Origin of the sequence: Methanomassiliicoccus luminyensis B10 (assembly GCF_000308215.1) — an archaeon.
GTDB classification, from domain to species: Archaea; Thermoplasmatota; Thermoplasmata; order Methanomassiliicoccales; family Methanomassiliicoccaceae; genus Methanomassiliicoccus; species Methanomassiliicoccus luminyensis.
In genome coordinates this window covers 51000-66091 of record NZ_CAJE01000017.1, presented here as the reverse complement: position 1 = coordinate 66091, position 15092 = coordinate 51000, and the positions used below count along the sequence as shown (strand labels likewise).

Genomic DNA, 15092 nt, shown 5'->3' with positions numbered 1-15092 from the left:
CGGTCTTACTCTCTTCCGGCCGGCTCCTGCTGGGTGACGCAGTGGAACCCGCCGTAGCCGTAGATCAGGTCCCGGGCGGGGATGGGCACGACCTCCCGGCCGGGGAAGCAGCCTTCCAGGATCTCCAGGGCCCCCTGGTCGGCGGGATCATTGAACACCGGAACGAGAACGACCTTGTTCCCGATGTAGAAGTTGGCGTAGCTGGCCGGCAGCATCCTTTCCTCCTCCGGCAGGGGGATGGGCTCGGGCATGGGGAGCTTCAGCACCTCCAGCTCGCCACCGCGGGAGTCCCTGTACCGGTCCAGGATGTCCAGGTTGGTCCGTAGCACCTCGGGGTTATGCCCCCCTCCCGTCTCCGAATGAGCGCACACTATCGTACGCGAGCTCACGAAGCGGGCGAAATCATCGACGTGCCCGTCGGTGTCGTCCCCCTCGATGCCGGACTTGAGCCATACTACGTCCGGCGTACCGATGTACTCTTCGAGGTACTTCTCGATCTCCTCCCTGCTCAGCTGGGGATTGCGGTTCTTGTTCAGCAGGCACTGCTCGGTCGTCAGGACGGTGCCCCTGCCGTTGACGTCAATGGAGCCGCCCTCCAGCACGATGCCGGGGCGGAACACTCTCACTCCGGTGCTCTGCACCACGTCCTCGCCGGCCACGTCGTCGTACATCAGGTCGTCGTACTTCCCGCCCCAGGCGTTGAACCTCCACTTCACCGCCGCCTTCTCCCCGCTGTCCCTGTTCAGCAGGAAGGTCGGCCCGTAGTCCCGGATCCACACGTCCGAGCTCTTGATGCGCGGCAGCTCCACGTTATCGAGCGCCGCCCCGGACCCCCTCAGCAGCTTCAGCACCCGGTCCGCGGTGGCATCGTCGTTCACCAGGACCTTGACCTTCTCGCCGGGGCTCAGGGCGGCGATCATCTGGACGTAGATATTTTCCACCGCGCCCAGGACCTCGTCCGGGAAGGTCAGGGGGTTCTTCGGCCAGGACAGCCAGGTGGCGTCATGCTTGGCCCATTCCTCGGGCATGTGATAGTTCAATGATCTGGGGGTCTGCTTCTCCATACGATGCACCTCGTCGGATCGGGCCTACGCCCCGTCGACGATCTTCGAATAGCATTCCGGCCGGCGGTTGTGGAAGAACCTCCAGCCCTCCCGCACCTTCTCGCCGTGCTCCAGGTCCACCGTCGCCAGCACGATCTCCTCCCGGTCCGACCCTCGGGCGAGGGTTTTTCCGAAGGCGTCGATGACGAAGCTGCCACCCCAGAACTCCATGTCGCCCTCGCTGCCCACCCGGTTGCAGGCGGCCACGATCATGCCGTTGGCTATCGCGTGGCCGCGCATGACATTCTCCCAGGCCGCGTGCCAGTCGCCCTCGGCCTGCTCGATCCCTCTTACCGTGCCGATGGCGGTGGGATAGAAAACCATGTCAGCGCCCAGGAGGGCGTTGGAGCGGGCGGCCTCGGGGAACCACTGGTCATAGCAGATCATGACCCCGATGCGGCCTTTGTCGGTGCCGAAGACCCGGAACCCGGTGTCGCCGCGGTCGAAGTAGCTCTGCTCGAAGAAGTCCTCGTCGTGGGGGATGTGGGTCTTGCGGTACTTGCCAAGCATCGCGCCCTGCTCATCGAACACCGCGGCGGTGTTGAAGAGCTTGTCCCCGGCGCTCTCGTAGATGGAGCCGCCGATGACGATCACGCCGTGCTCCTGGGCCGCGGCGGACAGCGCTTCGGTCGCCTTTCCCGGTATGGTGTCGTGCGGCGCCGTCTCCCTCTTCCTCTCCCCTGAGGTGTCGTACTGGGGGAAGTAGGTGGTGAGGAACAGCTCCGGCAGGCAGATGATCTCGGCCCCCCTCTCGGCGGCTTCGCCGATCATCTTCACTGCCTTGGAGAGGTTGGCCTCGGGCTGGGGGGACATGCTCATTTGGACAAGACCGATCACGACCTCATGCCTGCTCATCTCGACATCACCTGGACCTGCTCAGCGATGCAATGAAGAACAGCTTATAAATCCTATTGTCGGAAAGCCCGGTTTCTCCATCGTTGGATCTCGGCGGTCAATGCGCTGGATGGGCCGAACAGCATTGCACTGAACACATGAGGCTCTCGGGCGCCTCGCGCGAGGGAAGGCGCTCTCCCCGATGGCAGAACGGCTGGAGTTCAGGACCGGCTCCCGAAAACGCTCACGGAGGCACGATGCACAAGCCCGCGGTACTGCGAGCATCCGATGAGATCTTTGCTGGTCCGCCTCGGGCTCGGCGCCCCTCATTCCGTGATGCCGATGCCGCGCAGCCGCTCCAGGGCGAAGGCGGCGCTCTCCCTCACCAATACGCTGCGGTCCTCCCGCAGCGCGGCGAGCGGCTCCACCGATGAGGAGAAGCCCAGCCCTATCTTCTCGGCCATCCGCCCCAGGGCCCAGGCGGCCATCCCCCGTACCTTGGCGTCCCGGTCACCCAGCAGCAGGTTCAGGCGCTCCAGGGTCCCCACGGCCCCGATCCTCATGCCCGCTAGCTCCCCGAACGCCCACGCGGCGTTCTCCCTGACCTCCGCGTCGTCATCGTGCAGGGCATTGTTCAGAGCCTCCAGCGGCCAGCAGGCCTCCTCCTTGTTCTGGGCCAGCTTCCCCATGATCCAGGACGCCTTCCTGCGCTCCTCCGGCTCGGGCGCGTGCAGCAGGGGGATAAGGCAGGCGACCGCTCTCCCGTCCATCTTCTTCTCCCGGGCCAGGGACTCCAGGCGCTCCAGCGCGGCCGATCGGACCGAGGGGGTCAGGGCGAGGGCCTCCTTGCAGACAACTAAAAGCTCGTCGTCCATGCTCACCTCTTCCGCGGGACCGCCGGCCTTTCGGCGTAGAAATCGCAGCTGGGGTAATCCCTCTCCGGGCAGCAGACGTCGTAGTCCTTCAGCTTCAGCACGTCCGCGCGTATCCGGCGGGCCTTGCAGCTGGAGCACCGTCCGTCGTCGGCGTGCCAAAGGCAGCGGGCCCTGGGACTTTGGTCCTCCGGCATCGAGGGCGTGTAGGAGCCCTGCGGAGCATATACCTTGCGAGGCCCCGAAGGCCCGCTATTGGCAAGGTACAAGTCCCCGCGGGTCCAATCGTTCACGGACGGCGGAGAACATGAGGCGGCGGTCCCTTTATTTCACGGAGCCGAGAAGAGTGGAGGTGATGGAGGAGGACACCCCCTCCCCCAGCCCGGGAGAAGTGCTGGTGGAGACCCTCGTCTCCGGCGTCAGTGCCGGCACCGAGATGCTGTTCTACCGGCACCACCTGGACGAGGGGACCAGGCTCGACACCGCCATAGGGTCGCTGGACGCTCCCCTGCGGTATCCCTTCAAGTACGGCTACTCCGCGGTGGGCAGGGTCGTGGGGGCCGGGGAGGACGCTCCGCACGGCCTGATCGGCCGCACCGTGTTCGCCTTCCACCCTCACGAGAGCCACTTCACCGCGCGCCCGGAGGAGCTGGTGCCGGTGGCCGAGGGGATCGGGCCGGAGGACGCCATATTCCTGCCCAGCGTGGAGACCGCCCTGTCCATCGTCATGGACGGGGCGCCCATGATGGGCGAGGACGTCGTGGTCATAGGGCAGGGGGTCATCGGCCTCCTGACCACCGCGCTGCTGTCGAGGCATCCGCTGTCGTCCATCATCACGATGGACCGCTACCCCAAGCGCCGGGAGATGTCCGGGCTGATGGGCGCCGGTATGTCCCTGGAGCATGGCATCCCTCCCGCCGAGCTGGTGCGCCGCGCCGGCCTGGGGAGGCGGAAGGCCGACCTGGTGTTCGAGCTGTCCGGGGACCCCGCGGCCATGGAGTACGCCACCCACGTCGCGGGCTTCGAGGGGCGCATCGTGGTGGGTTCCTGGTACGGGAACAAGGAGGCGGTGGTGAACTTCGGGGAGGATTTCCACCGCAACCGGCTGAGGATCGCGAGCAGCCAGGTCAGCACCGTTCCCTCGTCCCTGTCGGGACGATGGGACAAGCGCAGGAGGCTGGACCTGGCGTGGAAGGCGCTCGCCGAGGTCCGGCCCCGCCGCCTCATCACCCATAGGGTGGACATCGATGACGCGGCGAGGGCGTACGACCTCATCGATCGCAACGGGGAGGACGTGATACAGGTCATGCTGGACTACCGAGGAGGGAATTGAGATGTACTCGACTTCGCTGAGGAAGGAACTGATCGCGCAGCACCACATGCCCAACGCCTCCGGGAGGGAGAAGGAGGTCCACAGCCACCGGTACACGGTCGAGGTGACGGTGCGCGGAAGCTCGTTGGACCACAGCGGCTACCTGGCGGACCTCGACAGGATCGGTGAGGTGCTCGACGGGATACTGAAGCTGTACTCGGACCGCACCCTGAACGACCTGCCCGATTTCCAGGAAGCGGCGCCGAGCATCGAGAACCTGGCCTTCGCCATCTGGGGGCGTTTCGTCGCCGCCGATGACTGGACCAGCGTGTCCACGGCCAAGGTCGCGGTGTGGGAGAGCGAGGCGGCCTCGGCCTCGTACGAGGAGAGGGTCAGGGATTGAGGGCCGCCCTGGTAATCTACGGCTCTATCGATTCCCGGAGCGGGGGCTACCTCTACGACCGCATGCTGGTGAACGAGCTCGAATCCCGGGGGCATGATGCAAATATTATCTCCCTACCTCTGAGGCGCTATCCCTTGGGCGCCTTGGACAACCTGTCCTCCCGGACGTTGGAGGAGATGACCGGCGCTTCCCCGGACGTGCTGCTCGAGGACGAACTCTGCCATCCCTCCCTGTTCATGTTGAACCGCCGGTTCCGGGAGCGTTCGCCCGCTCCCATCATCTCGATCGTCCACCACCTCGCCTGCTCGGCCGAGAGGTCGGCGCGGCGGAGGGCATTGAGCCGCGCCCTGGAGAAAAGGTACCTCGGGTCGGTGGACGCCTTCGTGCTCAACAGCAACGATTCGAAGGAGGCCGTCAGCGGGCTGCTGGGCAAGAACATCACGGGCGTGGTGGCCTGCCCCGGCAGGGATCGCGCCGAGATCGAAGGAAGGGCAAAGGACTTCCGGTCCGGAAAGCTCCGCTTATTGTATGTAGGCAACATCCTTCCGCACAAGGGCCTGGACGTGCTGGTCCGGGCCGTGGCGATGCTCAAGGACGAGGATGTGAGCCTTGATGTCGTCGGCGCGCCGGCGGACCGGAGCTTCTTCCGGAAAGTGGAGAGGACCGTCAGGAAGGAAGGTCTCGGCGATCGCATTGCTTTTCACGGCTACGTCCCGAGGCCAGCGCTCGATGAGATGCTGGAGGACGGCCATGTTCTGGTGGCCCCCTCCTTCCACGAGGGGTATGGCATCACCTGCGTGGAAGCGTGCTGCCACGGGGTCCCCGTGATCGCCTCCGACGTCGGAGGCCTGAAAGAAACGGTGCCCCCTGAGGTCGGATATCGGGTGCCCCCCGGGGACCCCGCCGCCCTGGCCGGGCGCATCTCCTTCCTGGATCATAACCGTGCAACTCTGGAGGCGCTCTCCTCGACGGCCCGGGAGCACGCCGCATCCCTGCCGTCCTGGGAGGACAGCATGGGCAGGGCCGTGGACTTCATCGAAGAACAGGCGTCCCGTGGGCGCGCACCGCTGTGATAATTATGCCGCGCCGTCCGTCCGGCCCGAGCGTCCCGGTTCACATCCCTCTCTGATCGCGCTCCGAGCCCTTTATGCAATAGCTCGTATGCGTCAACCCCATCTCGCTGGATACCGGGCAGTCGGAGCATATGCAGCCCTTGTTGGTCGTGTCGCAGCTCTGCGGCCTCCCCTTGCTGCAGAACAGCGCCTGCTGCCTGTCGCGGTTGTCGTCGGTGTAAGAGGGGCATTTCCCACATATGCACATGGTCAGCTTCTGGTCCATGTCCTGCGCTTTTTCCTCCGGCCTCATCAACATGATCTTCTGCTGCATAGATTGGAACTTGTCCATAAATCCCCACTCCGTCCTGTTTAAATTCGAGCCGGCATTTTATATAGTTACTCTCGTCAGCAACGGTGTCTTTCGCGGGGAGTTCAAACCTTCTTAATGGTCTCGAACGTATTGAAGTCGGGGCGGGTCACCAAGGAATAGATTATGGTCAGGCCCTCGTAGAATGCGACGGGGAGCTGCAGGAACAGGAGGAGCGCGGAGACCCTCAGCGAGCCATGGTATGAGGCGCCGTACTGATAATAGATATAGAAACAGGCCGTGTTGATGATCCAGAAGGGCGCGAGATGGGGCGTCAGGGCCGGCGCGAAAATAATGGTGTACGGGAGGATAAGAAAACCGATTATTCCGGTCACCCCCGCTATGTAAAGATACACGTACATCAGATAGACCTTGAGACTCAGGCCCCTGACCTTCCCCTCGTTCCGGAATATCGACCAGAACCATCTTCTCCTCTGCTTGAAAAAGTCCCGGACACTGGTCGGCGGGGCGATCCAGATGTTCCCCTGTGGCATGAGGCCGAACCTGTAGCGTCTGGAGATCTCCAGCCCCATCATGAGGTCCTCTGCCCCGTAGGTCCCGAAATCCCAGCCTATCTCCTTCTCCACGTCCGCCCTCACTACCAAGCCCTCCCCGTGAACGAACTTCGGCCTGTCCCATATGTTGAAATGCTTACACCACGCCTCGCAGTTGGATATCCTCACGATGTCGGCCAGGGACGAGAATAAACTCCGCCCGAACTCCCTGAGCCGGATGCTCCCCTGCCCGCCCTCTTCGGTCATGCTGTCGATCACATACTCCAAGTATTCCTTGGAGACCATGCTGTCGTCGTCGAGGTGGCAGATATAGGTCTCCTTGCCGAGGCCATTCCCGCCCATCCACTCGATCCCGTACTGGAGAGCGCGCATTTTGTTCCTGGAGCCGTGAGCGCACTGGTAGTCCTTCGGCACCACGATCTCCTGGCAGCTGTACCTGAAAGTGTCACTCTCCTCCTTGATCACGTACATTCTCAGGTCCAGACCGTAGCCCATCGTCGTCGCTATGATCTTCTCCACTACGTCGGTGGCATTGCCATTGGTGGTAATGGCCACCACGAGCTTGTTCTTGACATCCAGCTTCGGGTACTGCTTCTCTTCCAGCCCCCTCAGCAAAATGACGCTTCGAGCAACGAGGAACATCTGGTACAGGCCGAGCGGGGTATATGAAAGGATGATGATGGCATAGAGCAACAGGACATGATCGATCATGGCGGCACCTGGCTTTCCCGAACCCCTCAGGCCACGAGCGCTTTCACCCCTCACCACACAACGATCCAAGGGCCTGACCAAGGTCCCTCTCCGTATCACCGCCCGTTCGTCGCACCAATGAAATAGAACGGAATCCGGCCGGTATTTATCCTCTTTGATGCCCGCGCATTGGTTGCCGGAATGCCCAGCGCCATGATCGGTCCCCGATGGGGGGGGGGGACGGTCCGTTGCCAGGCCCGAGGCCGCCAACTTCCGGCATCCGATTGGAAAAAGACTTCAAGAGGTAGCCGTATACACGCGGTTGAAAGGGGCTCAGGGAATGGAAAAAGGAAGCGTGCAGACCCTCGCCATCGCCATCGCGGCCGTCGTGCTGATGGCGGCCGGCATCGCCGTCACGGTCCAGCCGGAGGACGACGATGTCGTCCGGATCGGGGTCCTCCCGGTGATCGACACCCTGCCCCTTTACGTCGCCCAGGAGCAGGGGCTCTTCGAGAAGGAAGGCGTGAAGGTCGAACTAGTCCAGTTCAGCAGCGCGGCCGAGTGCATCACGGCGTTCACCGCGGGCAAGATCGACGGCTATTTCGGGGACCTCATGAAAACGCTGATCCTAAAAAGTTCGGGCGAGGACGTGAAGGTCGTCACCATAGCTCACCATACCTCCGACCACCGGATGTTCGCCTTATTGGCTCCGCCGGGGGAAGGCGAGGTGGGGCTGTCTGATATCGGGGGGATGGAGGTCGCGACCTCTACCGGCACCATAGTGGAGTACCTGCTGGATGAGATGCTCGCCGAGGCCCCCTCCGATGTAACGAAGGAAGAGGTGCCGGCGATCCCTCTGCGCAGGGAAAGCCTGAACCAGGGCATGCTGGCCTTCCTTCCCGAGCCGTTCGTCACCGTGGCCTTGAACGCGGGGGCCCGGGAGGTCGCCAACGACACCTCCTATAACATCACCACCAGCATCATCGCGCTGAGGGGCGGGTTCGTGTCGGAACACCTCGACCTGGCGAAAGGGTTCCTCGCCGCCTACAACGAGAGCGCGGCCCTGGTCAACCAGGACCCCACGCGATACGCCGACATACTGAAGAGCAAGCTCTCCTTCCCTGGATCACTGATAGGCACCTTCGACTTCCCGCCCCTATCGGGGCCGGCCCTCCCCAGCGAGGAGGAAGTGGACAAGGTGCAGGAGTGGATGATCGGCTATCCTTCGGGACCCAAGCTGGCCTCCAGGATACCGTACGAGAGCATCATGGCTGTGGAGCTGTACGAGTGAGGCAAATGATCGAAGTGGAGCATCTGGACAAGGAGTTCGACCGGGGGTTCAGGGTGATCGAGGACCTGTCGTTCTCGGTGGGGAAGGGCGGCTCGCTCACCGTCATCGGCCCCTCGGGCTGCGGCAAGACCACCCTCCTGTACATCCTTTCCGGTCTCACCAAGCCCTCCGCCGGCAGGGTCACCGTGAACGGGGGGACGGTGGACGGCCCCTCCGAGGACGTGGCGTTCATCCTCCAGGACTTCGGCCTGCTGCCGTGGAAGACGGTGCGGGAGAACATCTGCCTGGGGATGAAGATACGCAAGGTGGCCGGGAGCGAGCAGAAGCTCCGCTCCGATGCGCTCATGCGCGAACTGGGCCTGGAGGAGCACCGGGATGATTACCCCGTCCGGCTCAGCGGGGGCGAGAGGCAGAGGGTCGCCATCGGCCGGGCGCTGGCATTGGAGCCGAAGATCCTCCTCATGGACGAGCCCTTCTCATCCCTTGATACGCTCAACCGGGAGAAGCTGCAGGACGCCCTGCTGGACATCCGCGGCCGGACCGGGCTGACCACCGTGATGGTCACTCACAGCATCGAGGAAGCGGTCTTCCTGGGGGACGACATCTTGGTGCTGGGCGGACGCCCCTGCTCCAGGAAGGCCCTGATCCCCAATCGCCGGGCGGGGACCAAGGGCTACCGGGAGGACGAGTCGTTCTTCTCCGCCTGCAAAGAGGTGCGGAGGGCGGTGGAAGCACTATGAACCGACAGAGGCTCCTGGGGTACATCCTATCGCTGGCCGTCTGCATCCTGGTGTGGAAGCTGGCCGCGGTGGTCATCGATTCCAACGTCCTGCCCGGGCCCGAAGAGACCTTCCTGGCGTTCTTCGACGCCGCCCAGACGGGGGCGTTCTGGTCCGACTTCTTGATAAGCACCTACAGGGTCGCGGTGAGCATAGCGGTCGCGTGGCTGCTGGCATTCCCCCTGGCCGTGTTCATCGGCTACCGGCGGAGGGTGGACCGGTACGTCAGCCCCCTGATCTTCCTGACCTACCCGATCCCCAAGATGGCCTTCCTGCCGGTGATCATACTCCTGTTCGGCCTGGACGACCTCTCCAAGATCATCCTCATCACCATCATAGTCTTCTTCCAGATACTGGTGACCACCAAGGAGGGGGTCAGCGGCATCGACCAGAAGTACATCGACTCGATGCGCTCGATGAACGCCAGCGAGGGGGACATCCTGAGGGAGGCGATAGTCCCCGCCGCCCTCCCCAGCAGCTTCACCGCACTGCGCATCGTCACCGGGACGGCGATATCGGTGCTGTTCTTCACCGAGTCGTTCGCCGGCTCCTCCGGCCTCGGCTACTTCATCGTGAACGCCTGGAACTGGGGGCAGTACACCCAGATCTACGTGGGCATCCTGGCCATGAGCCTCCTGGGCATCGTGTTGTACGAGGCCTTTACCTTCGCCGAGAGGAGGATGTGCCGGTGGAGGGAGGCGCCCGAGGAGGCCGCGGACAGCCCGCTCCTGGCCAAGGCCGCGACGTACGCCCGCATGATCAAGGTCAGTCATACCGTCTTCGCGCTGCCGTTCGGCCTGGCCGCCCTGGTGATCCTGGGCCGTGATCACGCCGTCACCTTCGAGATGGTGTTCTGGGCGATACTGGCCATCGTGGGCGCGAGGTCCGCGGCCATGGGCTTCAACCGCATAGCGGACGCGGCCATCGATGCCAGGAACCCCAGGACGAAGGAGCGGCACATCCCCTCCGGTTCGCTGACGACAAGAGAGGCGACCGCCTTCGTGGCGCTGTCCTCCTTCCTGTTCATCGGTTCGGCGGCGATGCTCTCATGGACCTGCTTCATATTGTCGTTCCCGGTGCTGGTCTTCCTGTTCGCGTACTCCTATGCCAAGCGCGTCACCTGGGCCAGCCACCTGATGCTGGGGCTGGCTATCGGCATGATGCCCCTGGGCGTCAGCATCGCTATCACCGGCGGGGCATCGCTGGAGGTGCTCGTGCTCAGCATGGGCCTGATGCTGTACATCGCCGGCTTCGACATCCTGTATTCCTGCCAGGACGTGGATTTCGACCGCAGGGAGGGGTTGTTCTCGATGCCCGCGAACCTCGGAGTGGACCGGGCGATGGCCATATCGTCCGCGCTCCACGCCGCGAGCGTACTATGCCTGGCCTCCCTCTATTGGCTGGTGCCGCTCAGCCCCGTCTACCTGGCGTTCACAGCCGCGATCGTGGTCCTGTTCGTCCTGGAGCATCGCCTGGTCCGGCCCGACGACCTCTCCAAGATCGACGTGGCCTTCTTCAACGTCAATAGCGTTATCTCTGTCCTGGTGTTCGCCTCCATATTGTTCGGGGTGGTGATGGCATGAGCGAGAGCGGCGATGTTGGAACGAACGGAGCGGCCATTGACAAGCGGCCGGAGACCATAGGGGGGCTGTTCGACGCCATCACCCCGACGTATGACAACCTGAACCGCATGATGTCGATGTCGGCGGACATCATGTGGAGGAAGCAGGGGCTCGACAGGCTGGACATCCAGAAAGGGGACGAGGTCCTGGACATCGCCACCGGCACCGGGGACATGGCCATCCAGGCCGCCGGGAGGACGGAGTGCTCCATCGTGGGCATCGACCTCTCCAAGAACATGATGCTGGAGGCCGAGAGGAAGTGGGGGCGGCAGAAGGTCAAGGGACGGTACTCCCTGGTGAAGGGCGACGCTCTGGCGATGCCCTTTCCCGACGGCACCTTCGACAAGGCCATGGTCGCGTACGGGATAAGGAACATGGTGGACATCGACAGGTTCGTGGGAGAGGTCCACCGGGTACTGCGCCCGGGCGGAAGGTTCCTGGTGCTCGAGCTCTCGGTGCCGGCGTGCAGGATCACCCGCCCGATATACCTCCTGTACCTGACCAGGATAATGCCGCTCATCGGGAGGTTCCAGTCCGGGAACCAGGCCGCTTACGAGTACTTGCGGGACTCCATCCTGACCTTCCCGGCTCCGGACGAGGTGGAGCGGCTCATGGAGCGCAAGGGCTTCAGGATCGTGAGCTCGGTGCCGCAGACGATGAACATCTGCCACCTGTACGTCATGGAGAAGGGCCGTGACAGCCGCGTTCCGTGACCTGAGGGACTTCCTCTCCCGCCTCGAGGCGGAGGGTGAGCTACTGCGTGTCAAGGCGGAGGTGTCCCCCGAGCTGGAGATAACGGAGATCACCGACCGCATGTCCAAGAGCCCCGGCGGCGGCAAGGCGCTGCTGTTCGAGAGGGTAGAGGGCAGCGGGTTCCCGGTCCTCACCAATGCCTTCGGGAGCGGGGAGAGAATGTCCATGGCCCTGGGGGCCCAGGACCTTGACGCGCTGGGTGCCAGGGTCTCGGGGCTTCTGGACATGAGGCCGCCCGCCACGTTCCGGCAGAAGGCCGCTCTCCTCCCGGAGCTGCTGTCCCTTTCGAAGTGCCTCCCCCGGGTGAGGAGGATGTCGCGGCCCCCCTGCCAGGAGGTCGTGCTGGAAGGGGACGACGTTGACCTCGGTCTGCTGCCGGCGCTGAAGTGCTGGCCCCAGGACGGCGGCAGGTTCATCACCCTGCCCGTGGTCTTCACCAAGAGCCTGGAAGGGAAGCGCAACGCGGGCATGTACCGCATGCAGCTGTTCGACCGCCGCACCACCGGGATGCATTGGCACGTGCACAAGGACGGGAGCCATTACTTCGACGGGTACAGGAGGGCGGGGAAAAGAATGGAAGTGGCGGTGGCCATCGGCACCGATCCCGCGGTCACCTACGCCGCCACCGCCCCCATGCCCCAGGGCCTCGACGAGATGCTCCTGGCCGGCTTCGTCCGCGGCTCGCCGGTCGACCTGGTGAAGTGCCGGACCGTCGACCTGGAGGTCCCGGCAACCGCCGAGTTCGTGCTCGAGGGATACGTCGACCCGGAGGAGCGGAGGACCGAGGGCCCCTTCGGCGACCATACTGGCTACTACTCGCTGCCGGGCGAGTACCCCGTATTCCACGTCACCGCTCTCACGCACCGCCGGGACGCCATCTACAGCGCCACCGTGGTCGGCCGTCCTCCCATGGAGGACTGCTACATGGCGAAGGCCACCGAGCGGGTGTTCCTCCCGCCGCTGCGCATGATCGTGCCGGAGATCGTCGACTACTGGATGCCCTGGGAGGGGGTGTTCCACAACATCGTGGTAGTAGCCATCAGGAAGGAGTACCCCATGCAGGCGAGAAAGGTCATGAGCTCGCTGTGGGGTAACGGCCAGATGAGCTTCGCCAAGATGATCGCGGTGGTGGACGACGCCTCCCTGCTCAGGGACAAGAAAAGGCTGCTCGCCCACCTCCTTGACGCCATGGACCCGTGGAGCGACCTGGTGGTGACGGAGGGAATGCTCGACGTCCTGGACCACTCCGCCCCCCATGCCCTGTACGGCGGCAAGCTGGGCATCGACGCGACGGCCCGGCTGGCAGGGGAGCCTCCCCGGGGGAAGAAGAGGTTCGGGCGCACCGGCTCCGGGGAGGAGACGATCGCTTCGCTCAGGGCCCTGGACCGGGGGTTCGTATCCTGCCGGGCCATCGCGCCCGGGTCAAGGAACCCCCTGCAGCTCATCGCCCTGAGGAAGGGAGGGCAGAGCACGAACCATTTCATCGGCAGGCTCGCCGAGGCCGGGAGGACCGCCGATCAGGGCGTGGTCGTCCTCTACGACGACATCGACCTCGCCGACGACTCCCTGGTCCTTTGGAGATCGTTCAACAACATCGACCCCCTGAGGGACATAAGGATCGGCGAGAGGAGCGTCATCGTGGACGCCACCAGGAAGGGGCCGGCCGATGGCTTCGCCCGGGAGTGGCCGGACGAGATCGAGATGTCCGCCGAAGTGAAGAAGAGAGTGGACCAGAGGGCCAAAGAGATCGGCCTTTGACCCCCCGCCCCGTACTTAAGAGGTCCCCGGGATCACGGTCGGTCCTTGGCATCGGCCGTGGGCGCCTCGCTCTCGATCCTGATGAGGTCGCCCTGCTTCGCGTTCTCGTACTCGGGCGCCCCCTCCTCCTTCCCCTGGATCTTCTTGAACAATATGCACAGCAGGAATATGCCGATGCTGCACAGAACGATGGCGCCGCCCGTGGCGACATCGTAGACGAATGAGGCCACCAGGCCCGCCACTACCGCCATGGCGCCGAGAACGACGCTGATGGCAACGGTCCCCCGGAACGACCTCGAGAGCTGCATCGCCGAGGAGGCGGGGATGATGATCAGGGCGGATACGAGGAGCGAGCCGACGATCTTGATCGACACCACCACGGTGAAAGCGAGCACGACGTTGAACGCCAGGTCGAGCCAGAACACCGGTATCCCGGACAGCCTGGCGCCCTGTTCGTCAAAGGTCATGTGCATCAGCTCCTTGAAGAACAGGAGCACGAACGCCAGCACGGCGAGGGACAGGCCGACGATCAGCGTGAGATCGCTGTTGGAGATGGTCAGGATGGAGCCGAACAGGTAAGAGAACAGGTCCACGCTGAAGCCGCCGCTGAGGCTCGCCAGCACTGAGCCCAGGCCGAGGCCGAAGGCGATCATGATGCCGATGGCCATCTCCGAGTACACGATCTTCTTGCGCTGCATGTAGGAGATGGCGAAGATGCCCACCAGCGACATCAGGAGGGCAGTGTCGAGAGGGTACACCGACATGAACAGGCCCAGGGCGATGCCGCCGAAGGAGAGGTGGGCGACCCCCTCGCCGATGAGCGCCGCCCGCCTCAGCACAATGAACACTCCCAACAAGGAGCACAGGGCGGCCGCGAACAGCCCGCCGATGAAGGCGCGCTGGAAGAAGGCGTACTCGAACATGTTGATAAGGTCGTTGATCTCCAGCATGTTCTCACCCATGGTTGTGGCCTACGCAGCCGTCGCGCTCGTGGTGGAACACGAAGGTGAAATGCTCGCCGTAGGCGTCCCTCATAGCCTGGTGAGGGTCCGTTCCCTCGGTGATCTCGGTGAACTCCAGCTTGCGGTTGACGATGGCCAGCTTATTGGCCTGGCACATCACGCTGGAGATGTCATGGGAGACGGTGATGACCGTCACTCCCCTTTCATCCCTCAGCTTCCGGAGCAGCTTGACGAAGCGGTCCTGGATGCCGACGTCCAGCCCGCTGGCCGCCTCATCGAGGATGATCAGCTCCGGCTCCCTGACCAGCGCCTTGGCGATGAAGATGCGCTGCTTCTGCCCGCCGGACAGCTCGCTGATCTTCTTCCCCCTCACATTGTCGATGCCGACCAGCTCCATGGCCTCGCGGACCGCCCTCTTGTCATCGGAGGAAAGCCTGCGCCCCAGCCTGTTGCGGGTGATGCACCCCAGGCGCACGATCTCCTCCACCGTGGCGGGGAACAGGGGATCGAACTGGATGGCGTGCTGCGAGACGTACCCGATCTTGTGGTGGTCCCTGAACTTCCCCAGCTCGGTACCGAACAGCTTCACCGAGCCGGAGGCGATCTTGACATTGCCGAGCATCGCGTTGAGGAGGGTCGTCTTCCCTCCTCCGTTGGGGCCGATGATGCCCAGCACATCCCCCTTCTCGACATCCAGCGACACCCCGTCGAGGGCGGTGTTGTTGCCGTACTTGACGACCAGGTCCCTGATCTCTACTACCTTTTCGACCATTCCG

Annotated in this window: 16 protein-coding genes; 8 read left to right on the top strand and 8 right to left on the bottom strand. The window is 63.8% G+C overall.

The features are described from left to right. Nucleotides 1–5: 5 nt before the first annotated feature. From WYS_RS16385 to WYS_RS10260, 4 genes are all read right to left on the bottom strand, one after another. Nucleotides 6–1064: an agmatine deiminase family protein gene (locus WYS_RS16385; protein ID WP_201798829.1), complete on the bottom strand. Its 1059-nt coding sequence runs from the start codon at nucleotides 1062–1064 to the stop codon at nucleotides 6–8. Nucleotides 1065–1088: 24 nt separating this feature from the next. Then, nucleotides 1089–1958, bottom strand: coding sequence for a carbon-nitrogen hydrolase (locus WYS_RS16380; protein WP_019178083.1), 870 nt, complete (start codon nucleotides 1956–1958; stop codon nucleotides 1089–1091). A gap of 305 nt (nucleotides 1959–2263) precedes the next feature. Further along, nucleotides 2264–2812: a HEAT repeat domain-containing protein gene (locus tag WYS_RS15070; RefSeq protein WP_147654304.1), complete on the bottom strand. Its 549-nt coding sequence runs from the start codon at nucleotides 2810–2812 to the stop codon at nucleotides 2264–2266. Between the two features lie 2 nt (nucleotides 2813–2814). After that, entirely contained in the window at nucleotides 2815–3006 is a 192-nt protein-coding gene (locus WYS_RS10260; protein WP_019178081.1) for a hypothetical protein, read from the bottom strand. A 158-nt stretch (nucleotides 3007–3164) separates the two neighbouring features. Here WYS_RS10260 and WYS_RS10255 point away from each other — a divergent pair, with 158 nt between their 5' ends. From WYS_RS10255 to WYS_RS15065, 3 genes are read left to right on the top strand one after another with little or no spacing between them, the layout of a single operon-like run. After that, entirely contained in the window at nucleotides 3165–4142 is a 978-nt protein-coding gene (locus WYS_RS10255) for a zinc-dependent alcohol dehydrogenase (protein ID WP_147654302.1), read from the top strand. A 1-nt stretch (nucleotide 4143) separates the two neighbouring features. Next, entirely contained in the window at nucleotides 4144–4524 is a 381-nt protein-coding gene (locus WYS_RS10250; protein ID WP_019178079.1) for a 6-pyruvoyl trahydropterin synthase family protein, read from the top strand. Continuing rightward, nucleotides 4521–5597, top strand: a complete 1077-nt coding sequence (locus tag WYS_RS15065; protein ID WP_049796332.1) for a glycosyltransferase family 4 protein — start codon at nucleotides 4521–4523, stop codon at nucleotides 5595–5597. Before WYS_RS10250 ends, WYS_RS15065 begins: the two co-directional genes overlap by 4 nt. 40 nt (nucleotides 5598–5637) lie before the next feature. Here the strand turns inward: WYS_RS15065 and WYS_RS10240 are convergent, their stop codons facing one another. Together WYS_RS10240 and WYS_RS10235 are read right to left on the bottom strand one after the other, a co-directional pair. Beyond that, nucleotides 5638–5928 (bottom strand): DUF2769 domain-containing protein, encoded by a 291-nt coding sequence (locus WYS_RS10240; protein ID WP_201798828.1) that lies wholly within the window; start codon nucleotides 5926–5928, stop codon nucleotides 5638–5640. 83 nt (nucleotides 5929–6011) lie between these two features. Next, nucleotides 6012–7172 (bottom strand): glycosyltransferase family 2 protein, encoded by a 1161-nt coding sequence (locus tag WYS_RS10235; RefSeq protein WP_026069011.1) that lies wholly within the window; start codon nucleotides 7170–7172, stop codon nucleotides 6012–6014. Nucleotides 7173–7491: 319 nt separating this feature from the next. Between WYS_RS10235 and WYS_RS10230 the strand changes: the two genes are divergently transcribed. From WYS_RS10230 to WYS_RS10205, 5 genes are read left to right on the top strand one after another with little or no spacing between them, the layout of a single operon-like run. Then, the gene (locus WYS_RS10230; RefSeq protein ID WP_019178075.1) at nucleotides 7492–8442 is read left to right on the top strand and encodes an ABC transporter substrate-binding protein; all 951 of its coding nucleotides are present in this window, start codon (nucleotides 7492–7494) and stop codon (nucleotides 8440–8442) included. 5 nt (nucleotides 8443–8447) lie between these two features. Next, complete coding sequence (locus WYS_RS10225) at nucleotides 8448–9182, top strand: ABC transporter ATP-binding protein (RefSeq protein WP_019178074.1); 735 nt, start codon at nucleotides 8448–8450, stop codon at nucleotides 9180–9182. Beyond that, nucleotides 9179–10804 (top strand): UbiA-like polyprenyltransferase, encoded by a 1626-nt coding sequence (locus tag WYS_RS16375; protein WP_019178073.1) that lies wholly within the window; start codon nucleotides 9179–9181, stop codon nucleotides 10802–10804. Before WYS_RS10225 ends, WYS_RS16375 begins: the two co-directional genes overlap by 4 nt. Further along, complete coding sequence (gene ubiE, locus WYS_RS15055) at nucleotides 10801–11556, top strand: bifunctional demethylmenaquinone methyltransferase/2-methoxy-6-polyprenyl-1,4-benzoquinol methylase UbiE (protein WP_019178072.1); 756 nt, start codon at nucleotides 10801–10803, stop codon at nucleotides 11554–11556. The genes WYS_RS16375 and ubiE overlap by 4 nt, the downstream gene beginning before the upstream one ends. Beyond that, nucleotides 11537–13354, top strand: coding sequence for a menaquinone biosynthesis decarboxylase (locus tag WYS_RS10205; RefSeq protein ID WP_019178071.1), 1818 nt, complete (start codon nucleotides 11537–11539; stop codon nucleotides 13352–13354). Before ubiE ends, WYS_RS10205 begins: the two co-directional genes overlap by 20 nt. A gap of 32 nt (nucleotides 13355–13386) precedes the next feature. On the opposite strand, the gene WYS_RS15050 is transcribed toward WYS_RS10205, so the two are convergent. After that, the gene (locus tag WYS_RS15050) at nucleotides 13387–14316 is read right to left on the bottom strand and encodes a metal ABC transporter permease (RefSeq protein ID WP_019178070.1); all 930 of its coding nucleotides are present in this window, start codon (nucleotides 14314–14316) and stop codon (nucleotides 13387–13389) included. After that, nucleotides 14309–15088 (bottom strand): metal ABC transporter ATP-binding protein, encoded by a 780-nt coding sequence (locus tag WYS_RS10195; RefSeq protein ID WP_019178069.1) that lies wholly within the window; start codon nucleotides 15086–15088, stop codon nucleotides 14309–14311. The genes WYS_RS15050 and WYS_RS10195 overlap by 8 nt, the downstream gene beginning before the upstream one ends. Nucleotides 15089–15092 lie beyond the last annotated feature (4 nt).